Origin of the sequence: Klebsiella terrigena (assembly GCF_012029655.1) — a bacterium.
Lineage (GTDB): Bacteria > Pseudomonadota > Gammaproteobacteria > Enterobacterales > Enterobacteriaceae > Klebsiella > Klebsiella terrigena.
In genome coordinates this window covers 1,623,780-1,644,500 of record NZ_CP050508.1, presented here as the reverse complement: position 1 = coordinate 1,644,500, position 20,721 = coordinate 1,623,780, and the positions used below count along the sequence as shown (strand labels likewise).

The following is a 20,721-nucleotide window of genomic DNA, read 5'->3' as shown; positions in this document are numbered from 1 at the left end:
TGGCTAGTATAACGGGCTCTTAACGCCACTCAAGGGAAAAGATTCATGGCATACTATTTGCGAGTTAATTAACGCCTGTGAAGCCATGAATTTTACACTACGCCCCTACCAAAAAGAGGCGGTCGATGCCACCTTAGCCTGGTTTCGCCGCCACCATGAGCCCGCCGCTATCGTCCTGCCAACCGGGGCAGGCAAAAGCCTGGTCATTGCCGAACTGGCGCGCCTGGCCCGCGGCCGCGTGCTGGTTCTGGCGCACGTCAAAGAGCTGGTGGCGCAAAACCACGCTAAGTATCTTGCCCTTGGGCTGGAAGCCGACATTTTCGCCGCAGGGCTGAAGCGCAAAGAGAGCCACGGTAAGGTGGTTTTCGGCAGCGTGCAGTCGGTTGCCCGCAATCTTGAGCAGTTCCAGGGGGAGTTTTCGCTGCTGATCGTCGATGAGTGCCACCGCATCAGCGATGACGACGATAGCCAGTACCAGCAAATTATCACCCACCTGCGGCAGGTCAATCCGCAGCTGCGCCTGCTTGGGCTCACCGCTACGCCGTTTCGCCTCGGCAAGGGCTGGATTTATCAGTTCCATTATCATGGCATGGTGCGCGGCGACGAGAAGGCGCTGTTTCGCGACTGCATCTATGAGCTGCCGCTGCGCTACATGATTAAACACGGCTATCTGACGCCGCCGGAGCGGCTCGATATGCCGGTAGTGCAGTACGATTTCAGCCGCCTTCAGGCGCAGAGCAACGGCCTGTTTAGCGAGGCCGACCTCAATCACGAGCTGAAAAAACAGCAGCGCATTACGCCGCATATCGTCAGCCAGATTGTTGAGTTTGCCCAGACGCGAAAAGGGGTGATGATTTTCGCCTCTACGGTGGAGCACGCGCGGGAAATCACCGGTCTGCTGCCCGCAGGCGAGGCCGAACTGATTACCGGCGAAACGCCGGGCCCGCAGCGCGACCGCATTATTGAATCGTTTAAAGCTCAGCAATACCGCTATCTGGTCAACGTGGCGGTGCTGACCACCGGCTTTGACGCCCCGCATGTCGATCTTATCGCCATTCTGCGCCCAACCGAATCGGTGAGCCTCTATCAGCAGATCGTCGGTCGCGGCCTGCGACTGGCGCCGGGAAAAACCGACTGCCTGATCCTCGACTATGCCGGCAACCCGCACGACCTCTACGCGCCCGAAGTCGGGACACCTAAAGGTAAGAGCGACAACGTACCGGTGCAGGTCTTCTGCCCGGCCTGCGGTTTTGCCAATACCTTCTGGGGCAAAACCACCGCCGACGGCACGCTGATCGAACATTTTGGCCGCCGCTGTCAGGGCTGGTTTGAGGATGATGACGGCCATCGCGAGCAGTGCGACTTTCGTTTTCGCTTTAAGAACTGCCCGCAGTGTAATGCGGAGAACGATATCGCCGCCCGCCGCTGCCGCGAGTGCGACACGATCCTCGTCGATCCCGATGATATGCTGAAGGCGGCGCTGAAGCTCAAAGACGCGCTGGTGCTGCGCTGCAGCGGCATGGATCTGCAGCACGGCGCCGACGACAAAGGCCCGTGGCTGAAAATTACCTACTACGATGAAGACGGCGCCGACGTTAGCGAGCGCTTCCGCCTGCAGACGCCCGCCCAGCGCACCGCGTTTGAACAGCTGTTTATTCGCCCGCACACCCGCACGCCCGGCGTGCCGCTGCGCTGGATAACCGCCGCCGATATCCTTGCTCAGCGGGCGCTGCTGCGCCATCCGGACTTTGTCGTCGCCCGCATGAAGGGGCAATACTGGCAGGTGCGGGAGAAAATGTTCGATTACCAGGGACGCTTCCGCCGGGCCAACGAACTGCGTTAATCGGCATTAAGGCTGAGGTTTTGATTGCCGTAAAAACCTCAGGCGGCTATAATGCCGCCCGCTTTTGCATTCGCAAAGCAGATCATCTGCCTGCTGCTGGGTCGCCTGTAGCAGGATTTAAATATAGAGAGACATCAATGTTTACTATCGACGCAGAAGTACGTAAAGAGCAGGGTAAGGGTGCGAGCCGCCGCCTGCGTGCAGCTAATAAATTCCCGGCCATCATTTATGGCGGCGAAGCTACTCCGGTAGCAATTGAGCTGGACCAGGACAAACTGTGGAACATTCAGGGTAAAGCTGAGTTCTACGGTGAAGTTCTGACCATCGTTCTCGATGGCAAAGAAGAGAAAGTTAAGGTTCAGGCTGTTCAGCGTCACCCGTTCAAGCCAAAACTGTCTCACATCGACTTCGTTCGCGCTTAATAGCCGATAGCAGTTGTTGTATGAAGCGCCCCGGTCCGCAAGGTCCGGGGCGTTTTGTTATGTGCTTTGCGCCCACAGAGCCGGCGCTAAATCGATAACCGTCTTCAGATCCTGGTGTTTGTTCATGCCCGGCTGCCAGAGCATCACCATCGTGACGTTCAGCCCCTGACTGCCGACCTCGGTGTCGATTTTACTCACCCCATCCCAGCGCTGCGCCTGAAGGTGATCGGCCAAAAACCCCCAGCCCTGCCCCTGCTGCATGGCGTGACGCAGCAGCGTGATTTCATTCATATACTGCGTATGGCCGGAGATCTGCAGCCGGCGGGCAATCTGATCGTCAGAACGGCGATGCATCACCAGCTGCGGTACCAGCGCCAGATTCAGCAGCGTCAGCGGCCTCGCATAGCCGGCAAATAGCCGCTCTGCGGCATAAAATCCCAGCTCAACGGTCCCCAGCGCGCGCCACTCCATCTCGCTGCCAAGGGTGCGGTTATTGGCCTGACATAGCGCCAGGTCGGCATGGCCGTCGGCCAGCGCCTGTTCGGCCTCGCGACGCGACGCGCTCCAGCAGCTCATCCGCAGCTGACGCTGCGCAAGATTATCGGCCAGCGCACAGAGAAAGCCGCGCGGCACGAAGGGATCGTACGCCACCCTCAGCTCCTGCCAGGCCGTGCCCGGCAGCGTCCGGGCAAAGGATTCAAAGGCCTGCGCCTGACGCAGCAGCAGATGCGCCTGGCGAAAAAGCTGCTCCCCCTCCGCGGTTAACGCCAGGCTGCGTCCGTGGCGCAGGAATAGCGCGTAGCCCAGCGCATCTTCCAGATAATCCAGCAGATCGCGCAGCGTCGTGCGATCTTTGCCGAGGCGAATCGCCGCCCGCGAAAGCGAGCCCGTTTCGGCGACGGTGGCGAAAGCCTCAATTTGCGCAAAAGAGTACTGCAGCGTTTTCATACCATCCCATCCTTGCGGGGGAAAATCCCCCATCGGCTGATTTTAGCCTGTGGCCGACGATTTATATACTGCGCATCGGGTTGTAATGGCTAACAAGGAATTTCTGATGACAAGTATAAAAACGATCAAACCGCTGGCGCTGGCGCTGATGCTTACCGCCCTGCCCGGCGCCGCGCTGGCGCAGGCGCAGCAGACGTGCGGCGGCGTGCTGCTCGATACCTGCCCGACGCCGTTTGATAAAACGCTGCCGGCGGCTAAAGAGATGCTCACCTGGGATCGGACCGATCGGGTGATTGGTTTTCGTAACGACTATCGTAACTATGCCGGGGACGTCTTTCACCACGGCACCTCCGCTGCGCTCCAGCAGGCAGATAAGCCGCTGACCGACGTCAGCTATACGGTAAACGGCCACACCTGGAACCTGGAGGACTACCTGAAGCACCAGAACGTTACCGGCTTCCTGGTACTGAAAGAGGGCAAAATTGCCTATAAATATCTCGGCGCCGGCAACAGCGATACGACCCTGTGGACCTCACGCTCGGTTGGCAAAGCGGTGGTTTCCACGCTGGTCGGTATCGCGATTCAGCAGGGAAAAATCCGCTCTTTGGATGACCTGGTGACCGATTATGAACCCGACCTTAAAGGGACAGCCTGGGAGGGCGTGACGCTCCGTCAGCTGATTCAGCACACCTCCGGCGTTGAGTGGAATGAGGACTACACCAACCCGCAGTCCCACTTCGCCCGGCTGACCCAGTGCGAGGCGCAACCGGGCGCCTACGACTGCGTCAGCAAGATTGTCGCCTCCCTGAAACGCGCCCATCCGGCCGGGGAGCAGTGGTCCTACTCCTCCGGCGGGGCGTGGCTGCTGGGGGATATCGTGGAGCGAGCAACCGACATGCCCCTTGCCGCCTGGCTGGAGCAAACGCTATGGCGGCCTGGCGGCATGGCCCAGGATGGCGTGTGGCACGCCTATCAGCAAGGCAAGCACGATGTCGGCGCCCACGGCTTCAACGCCACGCTTGAAGACTGGGGACGCTTCGGTGAGTTCGTCGCCCGGGACGGACGCCTGGCCAACGGGAAAGCGCTGCTGCCTGACGGCTGGTTCGATATGGCCTCCGCCTGGACTCAGGCGCAGAAGTCGGTCTCCGCGGCGCATCCTGAGGGAATTTACGGATTCCAGTGGTGGAACAACGCCATTCCGACTAATGCCAAAAACGTCGAACCGACGGCTCAGCAAGGGTTGAAGGATTCCCTGTGGGCGCTCGGCATCTATGGCCAGGTGATTATGGTCAATCGCGCTGAGCATCTGGTTATCGTCCAGTGGTCAACCTGGCCGCAGGCGGAGCCTTCGTTTAGCGCCCAGCCGCTGGAGGCCGCGCTGATGTACAGCGCCATCGCCCGCCAGCTGCGCTAACCCCTATCGCTCTTTGCCCGCTCTGTGGCAAAGAGCGAGGCTGAATTAAGCGCCAGGTGCTGCAGCAGCATGATGGTTTTGGCATCCACGATCTCACCGTCGCGGATAGCCTGCAGCGCCTGCTCCAGCGGCCACTCCAGCACTTCGATATCTTCCCCCTCTTCCGCCAGCCCGCCGCCGCCGGTTTGCCGATCGTCAGGCGAATATTCGGCAATAAAAAAGTACAGCTTTTCCGTGACCGAACCGGGGCTCATGTAGGCGGTAAAAACGGGCTCGATGCGGGTCACCCGAAAGCCCGTCTCCTCCTGCGCTTCGGCGATAATTCGCTCTTCAGGGGAGGCGTTATCCAACAGTCCGGCGGCGGCCTCAATTAAAAATCCGTGGTGGCCGTTAATCCAGACCGGAAAGCGAAACTGGCGGATGAGAACCACCGTTTTTTTCTCGCGGCTGTAAAGTAGAATGACGGCACCGTTTCCGCGGTCGTAGGCTTCGCGGCTCTGCTCCTGCCAGCGCCCGTCTCGCCGCAGCAGCTCAAAGGTATATGTTTTGAGCGTATACCAGTTATCGGATAACAGCGTTTCACGGATATTACGAACCTTTGGTGCGTCAATGTGCATGCTTTGCTCCTTATCAGGTGACAGCAGGCACCATAACATGCATAATCATGCACAAACAAGATCAATCGTGAAGGAAACCGCATGCTTGCCAGTCAACGAAAGCAGCTTATTTTGCAGATTCTCACCGCCGAGAAGCAGGTGATGTCGGGAGAGCTCAGCCAGCGCTTTGGCGTCTCGGAGGACTCCATTCGTCGCGACTTACGCGAGCTGGCGGCGGAAGGGAAGCTGCAGCGGGTTCACGGCGGCGCGCTGCCGGCTTCGGCCGCCGTTGCCCCGATAGCAACGCGCAGAAACGTGCAAATCGATTCAAAACAGGCGATTGCCCGCCGGGCGGCGGCGCTCATTCATCCAGGCCAGGTGGTTATCGTTGACGGCGGGACCACCACCACCGAGATGGTGAAGTTTCTGCCCGCCGATTTGGCCTGCACCATCGTGACCCACAGCCCCGGCATTGCCGTCGCGCTGGTCGATCGGCCGCTGATTGAGGTGATCCTGATCGGTGGCCGCTTGTTTAAACATTCGCTGGTCGCCGTCGGTGCCGCGGCGCTGGAAGGCATTGCGCGGATCAACGCCGATCTGTTTTTTATGGGCGTCACCGGAGTACATCATCATGCGGGTTTCACCACCGGGGACTATGAAGAAGCGGGCATTAAGCGGGCGCTGGCCGCACGGGCGGCGGAAACCATCGTGATGGCGTCGCAGGAGAAGCTGAATTCGGCGTCGGCTTTTGCCATCGGCGAGCTGAGCCTTGCCGGTACGCTGGTGGTGGATAGCCCTGTGGATGAGCTGCTGCAGGCGCGGCTGGCACAATGCGGTATTGAAACGATCCACGCTGGCGCGCAGTAAGAGAGGAGAACGCCCCCGGCCTGAAGCCGGGAGCGTTTAGCTTCAGCTGCCGCCGGACGTCCGGCGCTGGAGCTGATCGCGCAGATTCGGCGGCGTGCCCTTAATGGTTAAGGTATCCGTCGCCGGGTCCCAGAACACGCGCTCGCCGAGCAGCATGGCATCAAAGTTGATCGTCAACCCGCCGCCGCTGCCGGCAAACTTGGTGAGCTGCCGCAGAGTGCTGCGATCCGCCGGGAAGCTCTCTTCCAGCTCATATCCCTGTTCAGCGGTAAACTCCTGGAAACTCTTCTCGCTCACGCCCGCCAGCTCTTTAGAGAGCGACTCAAGCTCGATCTCTTCTCCGGACTGCAGCTGCTCGCTGCAGTAGGCGTAAACCTGCTGACGCACGTTCTGCCGCTCGGACTTATCCAGCTGCGCGTCTGCGGCAAAATCATCCACTGCCTGCAGCAGGCCGCGGTTCTGCGCTTTGGCGTTCAGCCCTTCGCTGGCACCGAGGAAATCCATAAAGAAATCGGCGACTTTGCGCCCTACCCTGCCCTTCAGGAAGGTCAGATAGCGGGTGGATTCCGGGTTCGTCTCCCACTCGGTTAAATCAATGCGCGCCACGATATCGGCATGGTTGATGTCCAGGTAGTGGGTGGAGCTGATATCCAGCTCTTCGTTGACGCGCATGCTGCTCAGGTTGTTCAGCACCGCCACCAGCAGATACTCAACCGCCAGATAGCGATACTGGCAAAACAGGACGATCCCGCCCTCGGCGAAGGGATATTTCGCCAGCTCGTCACGCAGACGACCGGTGGCCGCGCGGCTGAACGGCAGAAAATCTTCTTCACCTTTGCGCTGCAGGCGCAGCGCCTGCGCCAGCTCGCTCTCTTCATTAAACAGGCCATAAGCCTTGTTTTTTGCGCTGTAGACACGATGCAGCTCGGCCATCATCTCCACCACCGTCGCATTCGGCTCCAGCAGCGAATCGCGCAGCACCAGCTCAAGGTTTTGTTCATCACGTTTAATTAACTGATGCAGGGCAATCTGGTCGATATCCAGACTCATGTTAAACTCTCCTTTTAGACCGGGCGGTATTCAACCACCGCCGGGACGGCGACGCAACCGGCGCGTGACTCTTGGCTAGCAGAGACCCGCGATCCTGCGCGCTTTTGCGCCGTGGCGAAAAAATGCGGAAAAAAAGCTGCTGCTACGGTAATATGTTGCCCTTTCACGAACAAACAGATTTTGACTTTTATGCCGCAATTATCCCGCTATAGTGATGAACACGTCGAACAGCTGCTCAGCGAGCTGACCAACGTGCTGGAAACACACAAAGCCCCCGTTGACCTTTCACTGATGGTGCTAGGCAATATGGTGACCAACCTGATCAATAGTAGCGTCGCGCCGGCGCAGCGTCAGGCGATCGCCCGTTCTTTTGCCCAGGCTCTGCAGTCCTCAATCAACGACGACCCGGCGCACTAAGGATAACCAACAACTTTATATGGTGACTCTTCGTCAGCCCTACCGAGAAAAAGTCTCCCAGATGGTCAGCTGGGGGCACTGGTTCGCCCTGTTCAACATGTTGTTGGCTATGGTACTCGGCAGCCGCTATCTTTTTGTCGCCGACTGGCCAACGACGCTTGGCGGACGCATTTTTTCGTACGTCAGCCTCGTTGGTCACTTCAGTTTCCTGGTCTTTACCAGCTACGTACTGATCCTCTTTCCGCTGACGTTTGTCGTGATATCACAGCGACTTATGCGCTTCCTGTCGGTCATTTTGGCCACTGCAGGAATGACGCTGCTGCTGATTGATAGCGAAGTTTTCACCCGCTTCCACCTGCATCTCAACCCTATCGTCTGGGAACTGGTTATCAACCCGGACCAGAACGAGATGGCGCGGGACTGGCAGCTGATGTTTATCAGCGTGCCGATTATCTTCCTGCTGGAAATGCTCTTTGCGACCTGGAGCTGGCAGAAGTTGCGCAGCCTGACGCGCCGCCGCCACTACGCGCGCCCCGTCGCCTGGCTTTTCTTTATCTCTTTTATCAGCAGCCACCTGATCTATATCTGGGCGGATGCTAATTTCTACCGTCCGATTACCATGCAGCGGGCGAACCTGCCGCTCTCCTATCCGATGACCGCGCGCCGCTTCCTTGAGAAACACGGCCTGCTGGACGCGCAGGATTACCAGCGTCGCCTGGTGGAGCAAGGCGCTCCGGAAGCCGTCTCCGTACAGTATCCGCTGAGCGATCTGCGCTATCGCGACCTCGGCGCCGGCTATAACGTGCTGCTGATTACCGTTGATAACCTGAACTACTCGCGTTTCGAGAAGAACATGCCGGAGCTTGCCGGCTTCGCGAAAGATAGCGTCAACTTTACCCAGCATATGAGCTCAGGCAACAGCACCGATAACGGTATTTTTGGCCTGTTCTACGGCATTTCACCAGGCTATATGGACGGCGTGCTGTCGGCCCGTATTCCGGCCGCGCTGATTACCGCCCTCAACCAGCAGGGCTATCAGCTGGGCCTGTTCTCTTCCGACGGCTTCAGCAGCCCGCTCTATCGCCAGGCGCTGCTGTCCGACTTCTCGCTGCCGGTAGCCAAAACCCAAAGCGATGAGCAGACGGCAAATCAGTGGATTGGCTGGCTGAATCGCTACGCTCAGGATGAAAACCGCTGGTTCTCGTGGATTTCGCTCAACGGCACCTCGCTTGACGACGGCCAGCAGCAGAACTTCGTGCGCCGCTATAGCCGCGCGGCGGGTGATGTCGATACGCAGATTGGCCGGGTGCTCAGCGCTCTTCGCGAGGCGGGCAAGCTGGATAACACGGTGGTTATCGTCACCGCCGGTCACGGCATGCCGCTTAATCCTCAGCACGGCAAGTTTGACTGGTCGAGAGATCAGCTGCAGGTTCCGCTGGTAATTCACTGGCCGGGCATTCCAGCGCAGAATATCGCGACGCTGACCGATAACAAAGACGTGATGACCACGCTGATGCAGCGCCTGCTGCACGTCTCTACCCCGGCGAACGAGTATTCGCAGGGTGAGGACCTGTTTAGCCCTGCGCGCCGCCGCGGCTGGGTCACCGCGGCGAACAGCGATACGCTGGCGGTCACCTCACCGGAAGTCACCGTGGTGTTGAACCACAACGGAACCTACAGCACCTGGAACAGCGACGGTAAGAAGATCGACAATCGCAAACCGCAGCTCAGCCTGCTGCTGCAGATCCTGACGGATGAAAAGCGCTTTATCGCTAACTGATTGATTAATTATGAATCAATTGGTCGTTCCCCGCTTGCATTCGCCAGGGGAACGGGTAATATTACCGCCACGCGTCGGCACGTAGCGCAGCCTGGTAGCGCACCGTCATGGGGTGTCGGGGGTCGGAGGTTCAAATCCTCTCGTGCCGACCAAAAATCCCTGAGAAACCAGCCTTTTAAGGCTGGTTTTTTTATGCCTGCTTTTTGCGATCTCAATCCGAAATCCAGCGCCATGCACAAACAGATTTCCGGCATCGTACGCACTCCCTTAGCAGAGGCGGTGCCGATTAAAAAAGTCACAATTCACCGAGCAGCTGATTGTCTTTGTCCTCAGCAGGCTGTACTGGGTATGCCCGTGCCGGAGATCTTTCGCAAGCCAGACATCTCCGACGCCAGTTTTAACACCTGACGCAAGAATTACGGTGACATCTACTGGAGCTGAAGCACATGCGGCAACTGGAAGAGAAATCTGCGGCTGAAGGAGCTGCTTGCCACTCTTAGCTTCGACAAGTTCATGCTGCAGGACGTTGTGGAAAAAAGAGCTGACGCCGGAGCGTCTGCGCGCGTGGGTCAGGGTAAAAAAGCAGATATGACTAACTGGCTTCTGTATTTAATTCTGGGGGAACGTCAGGATAATTAAGCGCTGTTGTAACCGGAGTCGGGCATACTGAATCTATCTCTTATAGTTAAATACATAGATTAGACGCTGCTTTGATCTCTTTCTCGCCCTGAGGAAAACTTCTTTTAAAGAAAGGTATTAAACACCTATTTCAAAGCGGAGGAAATATCCTATTTTTGCATGCTTGAGATCTTCATTCATTTACTCACCCCTGCTTAGTAGGCACACTATTAAAATGGATTTTAAAACGACATAAGGAAAGAAGAACATGGCTATTCCGGGGAATATTTGGCTCTATGATGAGGGTGGAGCATTAATCAAAGGCGGCTGCGACGTGTCCGGAAGGGAAGTATGAAAAGATCGCCTGGAAACATTGTGATGGAAACAGAGTTTTCACCGATGCCGGGAATGAGCGGCAAACAGCATAACAGGTGATCGAATGAATACGACAGAAGAACTAAACGGAACCTACTTCTACCACGGCCACAGCAATCTGAGCGCCGGTGAGCTATTCGATCTCATATTCCTGGAGCAGTTTTGTGATGAATTAGCGATAGGAGTTGAATCTGGTGCGGCAATTCTTTCTGGACAACCGTGGTTAAGGACTCGCCAAAAACCAAGGGACGCGCAAGTTGGGACAAGTATTGCTTCAAAATATGCAAGAATTATTCTTAGAGATGCTCGTTTGCCTTTTGGTCTGAGGGTCAACACACCTGCTGGTTTTAGTATGAAAAAAACGAACAAACTTGCAGCAGTGATTGGGCGATATATCCCCTGGTTAGGATGGATTGGCCTCGTAAATTCTATCTACCAGGCATCCAGAAAAACCCAAAATAAATACAATCTTATAGCGCGGCCGAAAGATCGTATACAGTGGACTGCCTTCTAATGAATACTATCCAGGATAATGTACTGGCATTATTTAGAAAAGAGATCCCTGGTTATAAAGACAAGTATGGGAACGAAATTCCTTTGCAGTTTCATTCTGATTTGTTCGATGAACCACGCGATGACCTTTCTGATGCAATCGAGGAGTATCAAAAAGAATTTAACATTGATTTGTCAAATGTTGATTGGTCTCACTACTTCCCCTGGGAGTATACCCCGCTATTAACGCGGTGGTTTAAGGTGAAACGAGAAGATATAGAAAAAAATCGCAAACCTTTAACCGTGGATATGTTTGCCGAATCGGCCAAAGCAGGTAAATGGCTTTACGATTGAGCATTAACATACCGGGCATCGGGATCTTTAGGGAGATGTGTTAACACTCTTCCTGCTAAGGCGTCCCGGATATTTAGACAGAGACTGGAAAGAAATTCTTTTGTAACTTCATCCCTATTTACTTGATACCCCCGTCGATGACCTACCTAAAGCTTTGGGTGAATTTCAGAAAAGATTTAATGTCGGTTTATCTGAAGTCGAATGGCCGTTCTTTTAAGAGGGTTATTTTGTTGATTAACGGATGCAGCTAACGGATGAAGAGGATACTGGCGCTTTCATCGCCAGCGGCCGATCTGTATCCGAGATTTGACGCTTAAGATGGGTATGGGCTCTATTGTCGTCATTGGTTTACCACAGATGTGAAAGGCGGTCTTCTGATATGCGGACCTTGCGCTGATTTACCCATACAAGCAAATCGCTTAGCGATAACAGGCTGTAGCTGCTGTTTTTCTTGATAGTTTCAAATCAAAACGTATTCCCTATAAAATATCCCCTCATCGGTTCTTTGTGCCCGAAAGCTGACGCGAACCCGCCTGCAGCGCCGCTCTTGAGCCGCGCCGCAAAATAAACTGCGATACCGCTGATTGTAAATCGAGGAATAGCTTCTATCATTCGACTGTATCAGTCATACGCCAGGAAGATAAATATGAGAGTTAATGGAATTACCAAGGGATTTTTTATCCTGATTCTGCTGATAGTCAGCCTTGCCTTTTTTGATGTTCTTTCTCCCTATTACTCAGCCATTCTGTGGGCGGCGATTCTGGCCGTGATCTTCAATCCGGTGAAGAACAAGATCCGCGCTAAGCTTGGTGAACGTAATGGCCTGGCCTCACTGCTCACCGTGGCGATTATCTGCCTGATTGTCTTCACCCCGCTGGCGATTATTATCTCCTCGCTGGCGCTCGAGCTGAACGTGGTTTACACCAAGCTTGAGCACAATGACACCCAGTTTCCGTCGGTAGTGGCAAGCCTGTTTGCCCATCTCCCGGAGTGGGTCAGAAGCTTCCTCTCTGAGCATAATCTCGACAGCGCCGATCAGATTCAGAAACAGCTCTCAGACGCGGCGCTAAAAGGAGGCCAGTACCTGGCCGGCAGCGCATTTCTGATTGGTAAAGGGACTTTTGGCTTTACCATTAGTTTTGGCGTCATGCTGTATCTGCTGTTTTTCCTGCTCAAGGATGGCCCGTATCTGGTGCTGCTGATCCTCGAATCCCTGCCGCTGTCGAATTACGTTAAGCAGCACCTGTTTGCCAAATTTGCCGCCGTCGCCAGGGCAACCGTGAAGGGTACCGTCGCCGTCGCTCTGGTCCAGGGCATCCTGGGCGGAATTGCCTTCTACGTTGCCGGAATTGACGGCAGCATTTTGTGGGGCGCGATCATGGCGTTTCTGTCGCTGATCCCGGCGGTAGGTTCCGCCATCGTCTGGGTTCCCGCGGCCATCTTCCTCTTCGCAACCGATCAGATATGGCAAGGGGCGTTTGTCGTCGGCTTCTTCGTGATCGTTATCGGGCTGGTGGACAACATCCTGCGCCCGCTGCTGGTGGGTAAAGATACTAAAATGCCGGACTACATGATTCTGATCGCCACCCTCGGGGGTATGGAGATTTACGGTATTAACGGTTTTGTGATCGGACCGCTGATCGCCGCGCTGTTTATCGCCTGCTGGAATCTGCTCTCAGGCCGCGAACACGCCGGCAATACCGATGAAATTGATGAAGAGTTTATCGAGGAAGGCAAGCTAACCCGCGACGAGTGAGCCGTTAGCGGCGCGACGTCAGCAGCCTTAGGCGGCTGACAAAAACCAGGAGGAGCCGCCAGCTCCTCCTGGCGTTCGCGGCGCGAGCCATACTCTTATTTTGCGTAGCCTTTGAAAGTGCCGTTTTCAGTCACCGCAATCTTGCCGTTGGTGTAAACAATAAAATTGTACAGCCCCTGCTGGTAGACCGTTGCCTTAGGCTCCTTCTCAATCACCGCCGCCGGTTTACCGTCAACGGTAATGCCGGTGCTGGTAGACTTGATCTCCATCCCCGCAAAGTGCTTTACGTTACCCTTAGCGCCTTGTGCGTGCTGTACGGCGCTGGCAGCGTTCTCCATCGCCTGTTTCTCATAGGCGGCGTTAAGGGCAGCTTGTTTATTTTGCTCAGCTAAATAACAGGTATCTTTCGATACGCCTTTGGCTTCACAGCTGGCTAAACGCTGCGCCTCGGAGGTGCAGCCCGCTAAGGCTGCCGTCATCCCCAGTACCGCGACCAACATGACTTTATTCACTTTCATCTATCATCACTCATATAAATAATCTAATTTTAATAACAATTCCATATCAATTAATTTCCCTGGTAAATCATTCTAAGCGGTGAATATTAGGCGGCGCGACTGAAATAATTTCATGCGAAAATTAAGTTTTTCATTGATGATTATCAATGCTGATTTCACCAATAAAAGCATGGTGCGATAAACCTATAAAACCCAGTGGATAATAGTTCTTTAGTTAAGATTACTTTCAGTAAATTCCTATACACCACAACAATAAGTCAGCATATCACGCTATTTTATATGCAAATATTGGTAAATAACTCTTACCAATGGCGCAAACAGTGATAGTCTTTTAGCGTTGAAGAACGATAACAAAGGATGATCGCTCGTGAAAAAAATCGCTACGTTTGCTGTTTCCCTGCTGACCGTTGCCTGTGTCTCCACCAGCGCTCTGGCCGCCGAACAGCCTCTGGAAAAGATTGCGCCCTATCCGAAAGCGGAGAAAGGCATGAAACGTCAGGTGATCCAGCTGCCGCCGCAGCAGGACGAATCGGCCTATAAAGTTGAGCTGCTGATTGGCCAGACGCTGGAAGTCGACTGCAACCGCCATCGCCTGGGGGGTCAGCTGGAAAGCAAAACCCTGGAAGGCTGGGGCTACGACTATTTCGTCTTTGATAAAGTGACGTCGCCGGTTTCGACCATGATGGCCTGCCCGGACGGGAAGAAGGTGGAGAAGTTTGTCACCGCAGGTCTGGGTGACGCCGGCATGCTGCGTTACAACAGCAGGCTGCCGGTAGTGGTTTACACGCCGGATAACGTACAAGTGAAGTATCGCGTCTGGCGAGCAGACGAAACTATCGGTAATGCCGTCGAGCGCTAGCCGATAGAGGATAAGAAACCGGCGGCCAGGGCCGCCGGTTTTGCCTTCTACAGCGCGATATCCGCTATCGGTTTGCTATCCGTCAGCGGTTTCAGCTCTGCCTGAGGGGCTTTATCCGCGACCGAAACCGGCTCGTAGCGCAGCTGCAGAACCTCGCTGGTCCACGCCAGCGCCTGCTCAATCGCCGCGGAATTACCGTCGAGACGCAGGCCATAGGAGGGAACGATCTCTTTCAGCTTCGCCTGCCAGGCGGCTGAGTGAACCTTATCCTTAAAGACCGTTTCCATCAGCTGCAGCATAATCGGCGCGGCGGTCGAGGCGCCGGGCGATGCGCCCAGCAGTGCCGCAACGGTACCCTCATCATCGCTGACCACTTCGGTTCCCAGACGCAGTACGCCCTTCTTACCGTTGCGCTTAATGATCTGCACGCGCTGGCCGGCCTGCCACAGACGCCAGTCGCCTTTATTCGCTTCCGGATAGTATTCGCGCAGCGCCTCGTGGCGATCTTTATCTTTCTGCATCACCTGGCTAATCAGGTATTTCACCAGATCGAAATTATCCAGACCGACGTTGAGCATCGGCAGAATATTTGAGGTGTTGGTCGATGCCAGAAGATCCCACAAAGAGCCGTTTTTCAGGAAACGGGTGGAGAAGGTGGCAAACGGCCCAAACAGCACCACCCGCTTACCGTCAATAATACGCGTATCAATATGCGGCACCGACATCGGCGGCGCCCCAACTTCGGCCTGACCGTAGACTTTTGCCAGATGGTGGTTAACGACTTCCGGGTTTTCACACACCAGGAACTGGCCGCCAACCGGGAAGCCCGCGTACTCTTTAGCCTGAGGAATACCGGTTTCCTGCAGCAGCGTCAGCGCCGCGCCGCCGGCGCCGATAAAGATAAATTTGGCTTTAATGACCCGCTTCTGGCGGCGGTTATTCGCGTCCGCCAGGGTAACCGTCCAGCTCTTATCGGCGTTGCGCTTGAAGCGACGCACAACGGTGCCAAGCTGTAAGGAGAAGTTAGCGTGGGTCTGCAGTCCGGCAATCAGCTGACGGGTAATTTCGCCGTAGTTGACGTCGGTGCCGACCTCGGTGCGGGTCGCGGCAACCTTTTGCTGCGGATCGCGCCCTTCCATCACCAGCGGAGCCCACTCTTTAATCTGCTGATGATCTTCGGAATAGCGAATACCGCGGAACAGTTCGCTCTGCTGCAGAGCGGCGTAGCGCGCGCGCAGGAAGTTGACGTTATCCTCGCCCCACACAAAGCTCATGTGCGGTACGCTGTTGATAAATGATTTCGGCTTACTCAGAATGCCGCGCGTGACCTGGTGGGCCCAAAATTGACGAGAGATATGGAAGGATTCGTTGATATCGACCGCTTTGTCGATGTTGATCCCGCTGGCGGTCTGGGGCGTATAGTTCAGCTCCATCAGCGCCGCATGCCCGGTACCCGCGTTATTCCAGCCGTTCGAGCTCTCCTCAGCCACGCTGGACATCTGCTCGACCATGGTAATAGACCAATCCGGCTCCAGTTCCTGCAGCCAGGTTCCCAACGTGGCGCTCATGATGCCGCCGCCAATCAACAGTACATCCGTCTCTTGCTCGTGGCGGGTGTTGGTCCGAGGTGTATTTGAACCAACCGCCGGTGAGCTGGGTACGGCCATCTTTTTCTTCATCGAATTTGAGCCTTACTTTACTCGCTTTTTTTTATTTAGCGCAGGTGACACGATTATCAGGAATCAAAGTAACACTGAAGATAAAAAATTTAAATATTGTTTAAAATTTAAGTTGAGTTTTGAGATCTGTTATAAAAATGTTTAATAAATGTGTACCACAAATCACATTTTGTACTGGTATAAGCGGCGCGACCGCGCTATCATCCCCCGTTTTGTGACAGACCGCACGCAAGCTCAGGCTTACTCGTCCCGGCTTAAACTAACCTGCGAACTCCCTATGCCTCAGGCTCCAGACCACGCTACGCCCGCTTCAACAGGCGCCATTCGCCACGTACTTCGTTCGCCGTCGCTGTTCACACGAGAGGCTCTGGCAGGCGTTCTGACCGCTCTGGCTCTGATTCCGGAGGTTATCTCCTTCTCAGTGATTGCCGGCGTTGACCCCAAGGTCAGCCTGATTGCGTCCGTTGTGCTGTGCCTTGCGATGTCGGTACTCGGCGGCAGGCCCGCAATGGTTACCGCCGCCGCCGGGTCGGTGGCGCTGGTGATTGGGCCGATGGTGCATCAACACGGCGTCGGCTACATCCTGCCCGCCGTCATTTTGGCCGGTATTATTCAAATTTTGTTTGGTTTGGGCGGCATGGCCCGGCTGATGCGGTTTATACCGCAAGCGGTGATGACCGGTTTCGTCAACGCGCTGGGGATTCTGATCTTTTTCGCCCAGGTTCCCCATTTTTGGAGCAAGCAGCCGCTGATCCTCGGCCTGTTCGTCCTGACGCTGCTGATTGTCCTCTGGGCGCCGCGCTTTATTAAAGCGATCCCCGCGCCGCTGATTGCTATCGTGGTAATAACCCTGTTTACCGCCACCACCGGGCAGCTGCTGCCTACCGTCGGCGACGAGGGCTCGATGAGCGGCGGGCTTCCGGGGTTCACCGCCCTGCTGGTGCCGCTCAATCTCGACACCCTGCAAATTATCTGGCCCTGCGCCCTGAGCATTGCCTTTGTCGGCCTGATGGAGTCGCTGCTGACCGCCAAATTAGTCGATGACCTGACTCAGACGCCGTCCAGCAAAGCGCGCGAGAGCGCCGGGCTGGGTATCGCCAATATTCTTGCCGGGTTCTACGGCGGCATCGCCGGCTGCGCAATGATTGGTCAGACCATTGTTAACGTTGAAATGGGTAAAGGCCGCAGCCGCGTCTCCACCCTCGCCGCCGGCGTGGTGCTCCTGCTTCTGGTTACCGTGCTGAGTGAAGTGATGGCAAAAATTCCGATGGCGGTACTGGCCGGAGTGATGGTTATTGTGGCAGCCAAAACCTTCAGCTGGCACAGCCTTCGCCCGGCCGAGCTGAAGCGCAATCCGTGGCCGGAAACGCTGGTCATGCTGGTGACCGTTGCCGCAACGGTAGGCACCAGCAATCTGGCCATTGGCGTTCTGGCAGGCCTGGTGGCGATGGCGCTGATCCCACGCAGGCTGCGCGGCGGGCCGTCGGCTACATCAGGAAAATCGTCGCCAGACCGAGAAAAATAAAGAAGCCGCCGGTATCGGTGATGGCGGTGATCATCACGCTGGAGCCGACCGCCGGGTCGCGTCCCAGCTTCACCATCACCATCGGGATAATCACCCCCATCATCGCCGCCATCAGCAGGTTGAGCATCATCGCCAGCGTCATCACGGCGCCGAGCTGCGGGTCGCTGTAGAGCCACCAGGTCACGGCGCCCATAATTCCGCCCCACACCAGCCCGTTAATCACCGCAACCCCCATTTCACGCAGGATCAGGAACGAGAAGCTTCCCGGCTGAATATGCTGCAGCGCCATCGCCCGTACGATCATAGTGATGGTTTGATTTCCGGTATTACCGCCGATCCCGGCGACGATCGGCATCAGCGACGCCAGCGCCACCAGCTGCGAAATCGTATGCTCAAAGCCGTCAATCACCCGCGAGGCGATAAACGCGGTGCACAGGTTGACCGCCAGCCACGCCCAGCGCGTTTTCACCGCTTTGCTCACCGGGGCGAAAACGTCGTCATCGTTGCTCAGCCCCCCCATTCGACGTAAATCGTTATCGGTCTCTTCATAAACCACGTCCACGATTTCGTCGATGGTCAGGCGCCCCATCAGCTTGCCGTCGGCATCAATCACCGCGGCGCTCAGCAGGTTGTCACGTTCAAAGGTGCGCGCGACCTTCTCCGCCTCTTCGTGCGGCTGAAAGGTCACCGGATCGCCTTCCATGACGTCTCCTACCCGCTTCTGCGCATCGTTGAGCAGGATGGTCTGCAGCTCCAGCTCGCCAAGCAGCAGCTTGTTGCGGGTGGTGACAAACAGCTTATCGGTGTTTTCCGGCATTTTGCCTAACCGCCGCAGGTAGCGCTGCACCGCGGCGAGCGTCGCCTCCGGGCGAACGGTGATCACCTCAAACTCCATGATCGCGCCGACGGTATTGTCGGCGTAGCGCATCATCTGACGGATACGCGCTCGCCTCTCCGCCGGCAGCTCCGCCAGCAGGCGTGCAGTCAGGTCTTGAGGCAGATGCTGCAGGATATAGACCTGCTCATCAATATCCAGATTTTGCAGCGTAAACAGCAGCTCACGATCGCTCATCTTATCGATGAGGTCGCCCCAGACGCTCTCCGACGCCTCAAGCAATACTTCGCCGCGTTTATCGTCGGCAATCAGCCGCCATAGCGCGTTACGCGCGTCGTAAGGCAGCGCCTCGAGGGCATCGGCGAGATCCGGCGGCGGCAGGTGGGAAACCAGCACTTCCACTTCCGCCAGATCGTCGGCAAGGGTGCCGTCGTCATAGCGTTCAGCCAGCGTTAATTTGCCCAACAGCGAGGAGGTAACGGCTTTATCAGTGCTCAGCAGCCAAATGAGGCGGGCGCGCTCTTCGTCGCGCAATCTGGCGCTTTTTTTATGCAAAACGGACATCGGTCAGGCAATCCTTGTGAGAATAGTTGGCCGACCAGCAGGCCAGGTGCCCTAAGCATAGCGCGAGGAGGGGGAAATAATAACCGCCGGCGGGTTCGTCCGGCGGAAAAATCAACAATAGCGCCCGCCGTGGGTCGGCAGGCGCAGCTTTCAGGCGGTGCGGGAGACCGCATCTCGGGTCGCCAGCTCGCGATCCTGACCCGTCAGCTCCGCCAGCTGGCCGGCGCGCATCTCCAGCAGGCGATCGGCATGCTGGAAATAGTGATCGTCGTGGCTGATAGCGAAAATGGTTTTACCCATCTGCTGCATCAGCGGCAGCAGCACCTGATAAAACTCGCGGCGGAAGTGCGGATCCTGATCCGCCGCCCACTCATCAAGCAGGATGATATCGCGATCTTCAGCCAGGGCCAGCAGCAGCGCCACGCGCTTTTTCTGCCCCTTGGAGAGCTTCAGATCGAGGATCCTGCCGTTATCCAGCCGCAGTTTATGCGTCATTTTCAGGTACTCCATCCACTGGCTCACCCGCGCAGGATCGGCCGCTTTCCCCTCCGGCCCCAGCAGCTGGTCAAACAGCCAGACATCGGTAAATACCGCCGAGAAGAGCTTACGGTAGTCTTCCGGCCGGTCTACCGCCAGCGCCTCGCCGTCCAGCAGGATCTGACCGGAAGCCGGCTGATACAGCCCGGTCAGCAGCATCGCCAGCGTCGATTTGCCGCTGCCGTTGCCGCCGATCAGGAACACCAGCTCGCCGCGTTTGAGGGTCATATTGACAGGCCCGACGGCGAAGCTGTTGTCCGGGTAGTGGAAGCAGACGTCACGCAGCTCCAGGGTTTGCCAGTGCGGGTGCGCCTGCGGCTGCGGGAATTCGGCCCGGTACGGCGCCAGGGAGAATTTGTGCAGCTTATTGAAGGCAACCTGGGCGCTGAGCAGCGTCGGCAGCGCGCCCACGGCGGAAAGCAGCGGCGTGCGCAGGAACAACAGGGTCAATGAGTAGGTCGCCGCCACGGCGGTATTCGCCCAGCCGAGGCTGTTGGCCATCCAGAACACCAGGCCAATGGCGCCGAGCATCATAATATTCGACCAGTTTACCGCGCTGAGGTGGAAGGTATCGGCGCGGATAATATGGTGACGATACTCGCGCGCGTCCGGCAGATAGAGATGATTAAACACGTATTCGGCGCGCTCGCGATTGAGCGTCAGCTCTTTGCGCCCTTCCAGCACCGTCTGATAGTCGTGGTGCAGCTTGTCTTCGGTCTCCCGCAGCGTCGCCATATGCTTATAAACGCGTGATACCAGCATAAATCCGCCCCAGATGGTTATCGCCATCCACAGCGCGGTCACCATCATCATTTTTCCCGACAGCCACGCCAGATAGGCGGCGGAACCAAAGGTCAGGATAATGCCCTGCACCAGCTCGGGCAGGCGCACAAAGGCGATGGTAATGCTGCGTACGTCGCTGGTTAAGCCGGCAAGCAGCGAGGCGCTGCCGATCTTCTCAACCTGCTCGATTTGGGTGTCGAGGATGCGCTTAATGAACTCCCCGCGCAGGCGGAAAACAAAATGGTGCCCAAGGGTCGTCAGCGCCAGCTGTGAGCCCAGCGTCACCGCCATCAGCAGCAGCAGCAGGCCGAGAAACTCCGGCAGCACCGTCAGCGAGGTATCGACAACGGTCATCAGCCGCAGATTGATAAAGGCAATCAACCCGATCCCCAGCGCCGCGCTGAGCAGGCTCAGGGCAATGACGGAAATAAACGGCCAGCGATACTGGCGCCAAACAAGAAGAAGAAGTTCCATAACAGCAATCCGGGC

Annotated in this window: 19 protein-coding genes, 1 tRNA gene and 2 pseudogenes; 15 read left to right on the top strand and 7 right to left on the bottom strand. The window is 56.4% G+C overall.

Features of this window, described 5'->3' with window-relative positions; translation table 11 throughout:
* Positions 1 to 85: 85 nt before the first annotated feature.
* Together HCK03_RS07820 and rplY are read left to right on the top strand one after the other, a co-directional pair.
* Positions 86 to 1,843: a DEAD/DEAH box helicase gene (locus HCK03_RS07820; protein ID WP_115192213.1), complete on the top strand. Its 1,758-nt coding sequence runs from the start codon at positions 86 to 88 to the stop codon at positions 1,841 to 1,843.
* A gap of 137 nt (positions 1,844 to 1,980) precedes the next feature.
* Positions 1,981 to 2,265, top strand: coding sequence for a 50S ribosomal protein L25 (gene rplY / locus HCK03_RS07815; RefSeq protein WP_041146506.1), 285 nt, complete (start codon positions 1,981 to 1,983; stop codon positions 2,263 to 2,265).
* 57 nt (positions 2,266 to 2,322) lie between these two features.
* Here the strand turns inward: rplY and HCK03_RS07810 are convergent, their stop codons facing one another.
* Positions 2,323 to 3,213: a LysR family transcriptional regulator gene (locus HCK03_RS07810; protein ID WP_041146507.1), complete on the bottom strand. Its 891-nt coding sequence runs from the start codon at positions 3,211 to 3,213 to the stop codon at positions 2,323 to 2,325.
* 106 nt (positions 3,214 to 3,319) lie between these two features.
* On the opposite strand from HCK03_RS07810, the gene HCK03_RS07805 reads away from it, so the two are divergent.
* The gene (locus HCK03_RS07805; protein WP_167691361.1) at positions 3,320 to 4,627 is read left to right on the top strand and encodes a serine hydrolase domain-containing protein; all 1,308 of its coding nucleotides are present in this window, start codon (positions 3,320 to 3,322) and stop codon (positions 4,625 to 4,627) included.
* Here HCK03_RS07805 and HCK03_RS07800 read toward each other — a convergent pair.
* Entirely contained in the window at positions 4,624 to 5,244 is a 621-nt protein-coding gene (locus tag HCK03_RS07800) for an NUDIX domain-containing protein (protein WP_115192210.1), read from the bottom strand. The genes HCK03_RS07805 and HCK03_RS07800 overlap by 4 nt on opposite strands.
* Before the next feature lie 81 nt (positions 5,245 to 5,325).
* Between HCK03_RS07800 and HCK03_RS07795 the strand changes: the two genes are divergently transcribed.
* Entirely contained in the window at positions 5,326 to 6,090 is a 765-nt protein-coding gene (locus HCK03_RS07795) for a DeoR/GlpR family DNA-binding transcription regulator (RefSeq protein ID WP_135184209.1), read from the top strand.
* A gap of 42 nt (positions 6,091 to 6,132) precedes the next feature.
* On the opposite strand, the gene yejK is transcribed toward HCK03_RS07795, so the two are convergent.
* Positions 6,133 to 7,140, bottom strand: coding sequence for a nucleoid-associated protein YejK (gene yejK / locus HCK03_RS07790; RefSeq protein WP_041146511.1), 1,008 nt, complete (start codon positions 7,138 to 7,140; stop codon positions 6,133 to 6,135).
* 189 nt (positions 7,141 to 7,329) lie between these two features.
* On the opposite strand from yejK, the gene HCK03_RS07785 reads away from it, so the two are divergent.
* From HCK03_RS07785 to HCK03_RS07750, 9 genes and pseudogenes are all read left to right on the top strand, one after another.
* Positions 7,330 to 7,557, top strand: a complete 228-nt coding sequence (locus HCK03_RS07785) for a YejL family protein (protein ID WP_015583825.1) — start codon at positions 7,330 to 7,332, stop codon at positions 7,555 to 7,557.
* A gap of 19 nt (positions 7,558 to 7,576) precedes the next feature.
* Positions 7,577 to 9,337, top strand: a complete 1,761-nt coding sequence (yejM, locus tag HCK03_RS07780) for an LPS biosynthesis-modulating metalloenzyme YejM (protein ID WP_115192208.1) — start codon at positions 7,577 to 7,579, stop codon at positions 9,335 to 9,337.
* A gap of 75 nt (positions 9,338 to 9,412) precedes the next feature.
* A tRNA-Pro gene (locus HCK03_RS07775) sits at positions 9,413 to 9,489 on the top strand.
* A 40-nt stretch (positions 9,490 to 9,529) separates the two neighbouring features.
* Complete coding sequence (locus HCK03_RS07770) at positions 9,530 to 9,745, top strand: hypothetical protein (protein ID WP_167690984.1); 216 nt, start codon at positions 9,530 to 9,532, stop codon at positions 9,743 to 9,745.
* A gap of 478 nt (positions 9,746 to 10,223) precedes the next feature.
* Positions 10,224 to 10,304, top strand: a pseudogene (locus tag HCK03_RS07765) (type VI secretion system tube protein Hcp); the annotation flags it as partial.
* Positions 10,297 to 10,383, top strand: a pseudogene (locus HCK03_RS26590) (type VI secretion system tube protein Hcp); the annotation flags it as partial. The pseudogenes HCK03_RS07765 and HCK03_RS26590, both read left to right, overlap by 8 nt.
* 11 nt (positions 10,384 to 10,394) lie before the next feature.
* Entirely contained in the window at positions 10,395 to 10,844 is a 450-nt protein-coding gene (locus tag HCK03_RS07760) for an STM2901 family protein (protein WP_167691360.1), read from the top strand.
* On the top strand, positions 10,844 to 11,176 hold the full coding sequence (locus tag HCK03_RS07755) for a DUF1493 family protein (RefSeq protein WP_167691359.1): 333 nt from the start codon (positions 10,844 to 10,846) through the stop codon (positions 11,174 to 11,176). The genes HCK03_RS07760 and HCK03_RS07755 overlap by 1 nt, the downstream gene beginning before the upstream one ends.
* A gap of 646 nt (positions 11,177 to 11,822) precedes the next feature.
* On the top strand, positions 11,823 to 12,932 hold the full coding sequence (locus tag HCK03_RS07750; RefSeq protein ID WP_041146515.1) for an AI-2E family transporter: 1,110 nt from the start codon (positions 11,823 to 11,825) through the stop codon (positions 12,930 to 12,932).
* 95 nt (positions 12,933 to 13,027) lie between these two features.
* Here HCK03_RS07750 and HCK03_RS07745 read toward each other — a convergent pair whose 3' ends face one another.
* Positions 13,028 to 13,450, bottom strand: coding sequence for a hypothetical protein (locus HCK03_RS07745; protein ID WP_115192207.1), 423 nt, complete (start codon positions 13,448 to 13,450; stop codon positions 13,028 to 13,030).
* 367 nt (positions 13,451 to 13,817) lie between these two features.
* Between HCK03_RS07745 and eco the strand changes: the two genes are divergently transcribed.
* Positions 13,818 to 14,309: a serine protease inhibitor ecotin gene (gene eco, locus HCK03_RS07740; RefSeq protein WP_167691358.1), complete on the top strand. Its 492-nt coding sequence runs from the start codon at positions 13,818 to 13,820 to the stop codon at positions 14,307 to 14,309.
* A gap of 47 nt (positions 14,310 to 14,356) precedes the next feature.
* Here the strand turns inward: eco and mqo are convergent, their stop codons facing one another.
* The gene (mqo, locus tag HCK03_RS07735) at positions 14,357 to 15,988 is read right to left on the bottom strand and encodes a malate dehydrogenase (quinone) (RefSeq protein ID WP_041146518.1); all 1,632 of its coding nucleotides are present in this window, start codon (positions 15,986 to 15,988) and stop codon (positions 14,357 to 14,359) included.
* A 277-nt stretch (positions 15,989 to 16,265) separates the two neighbouring features.
* On the opposite strand from mqo, the gene HCK03_RS07730 reads away from it, so the two are divergent.
* Positions 16,266 to 17,513, top strand: a complete 1,248-nt coding sequence (locus tag HCK03_RS07730; protein ID WP_123551751.1) for a SulP family inorganic anion transporter — start codon at positions 16,266 to 16,268, stop codon at positions 17,511 to 17,513.
* Here the strand turns inward: HCK03_RS07730 and mgtE are convergent.
* Both mgtE and HCK03_RS07720 read right to left on the bottom strand, forming a co-directional pair.
* Entirely contained in the window at positions 17,476 to 18,912 is a 1,437-nt protein-coding gene (gene mgtE / locus HCK03_RS07725) for a magnesium transporter (protein WP_115192204.1), read from the bottom strand. The genes HCK03_RS07730 and mgtE overlap by 38 nt on opposite strands.
* Before the next feature lie 150 nt (positions 18,913 to 19,062).
* Positions 19,063 to 20,706, bottom strand: a complete 1,644-nt coding sequence (locus HCK03_RS07720; protein ID WP_076945765.1) for a multidrug ABC transporter permease/ATP-binding protein — start codon at positions 20,704 to 20,706, stop codon at positions 19,063 to 19,065.
* Positions 20,707 to 20,721 lie beyond the last annotated feature (15 nt).

Coding starts and splice junctions, on each gene's coding strand:
- HCK03_RS07820 (WP_115192213.1), top strand. CDS start 86: ATGAATTTTACACTACGCCCCTACCAAAAAGAGGCGGTCGATGCCACC.
- rplY (WP_041146506.1), top strand. CDS start 1,981: ATGTTTACTATCGACGCAGAAGTACGTAAAGAGCAGGGTAAGGGTGCG.
- HCK03_RS07810 (WP_041146507.1), bottom strand. CDS start 3,213: ATGAAAACGCTGCAGTACTCTTTTGCGCAAATTGAGGCTTTCGCCACC.
- HCK03_RS07805 (WP_167691361.1), top strand. CDS start 3,320: ATGACAAGTATAAAAACGATCAAACCGCTGGCGCTGGCGCTGATGCTT.
- HCK03_RS07800 (WP_115192210.1), bottom strand. CDS start 5,244: ATGCACATTGACGCACCAAAGGTTCGTAATATCCGTGAAACGCTGTTA.
- HCK03_RS07795 (WP_135184209.1), top strand. CDS start 5,326: ATGCTTGCCAGTCAACGAAAGCAGCTTATTTTGCAGATTCTCACCGCC.
- yejK (WP_041146511.1), bottom strand. CDS start 7,140: ATGAGTCTGGATATCGACCAGATTGCCCTGCATCAGTTAATTAAACGT.
- HCK03_RS07785 (WP_015583825.1), top strand. CDS start 7,330: ATGCCGCAATTATCCCGCTATAGTGATGAACACGTCGAACAGCTGCTC.
- yejM (WP_115192208.1), top strand. CDS start 7,577: ATGGTGACTCTTCGTCAGCCCTACCGAGAAAAAGTCTCCCAGATGGTC.
- HCK03_RS07770 (WP_167690984.1), top strand. CDS start 9,530: ATGCCTGCTTTTTGCGATCTCAATCCGAAATCCAGCGCCATGCACAAA.
- HCK03_RS07760 (WP_167691360.1), top strand. CDS start 10,395: ATGAATACGACAGAAGAACTAAACGGAACCTACTTCTACCACGGCCAC.
- HCK03_RS07755 (WP_167691359.1), top strand. CDS start 10,844: ATGAATACTATCCAGGATAATGTACTGGCATTATTTAGAAAAGAGATC.
- HCK03_RS07750 (WP_041146515.1), top strand. CDS start 11,823: ATGAGAGTTAATGGAATTACCAAGGGATTTTTTATCCTGATTCTGCTG.
- HCK03_RS07745 (WP_115192207.1), bottom strand. CDS start 13,450: ATGAAAGTGAATAAAGTCATGTTGGTCGCGGTACTGGGGATGACGGCA.
- mqo (WP_041146518.1), bottom strand. CDS start 15,988: ATGAAGAAAAAGATGGCCGTACCCAGCTCACCGGCGGTTGGTTCAAAT.
- HCK03_RS07730 (WP_123551751.1), top strand. CDS start 16,266: ATGCCTCAGGCTCCAGACCACGCTACGCCCGCTTCAACAGGCGCCATT.
- mgtE (WP_115192204.1), bottom strand. CDS start 18,912: ATGTCCGTTTTGCATAAAAAAAGCGCCAGATTGCGCGACGAAGAGCGC.
- HCK03_RS07720 (WP_076945765.1), bottom strand. CDS start 20,706: ATGGAACTTCTTCTTCTTGTTTGGCGCCAGTATCGCTGGCCGTTTATT.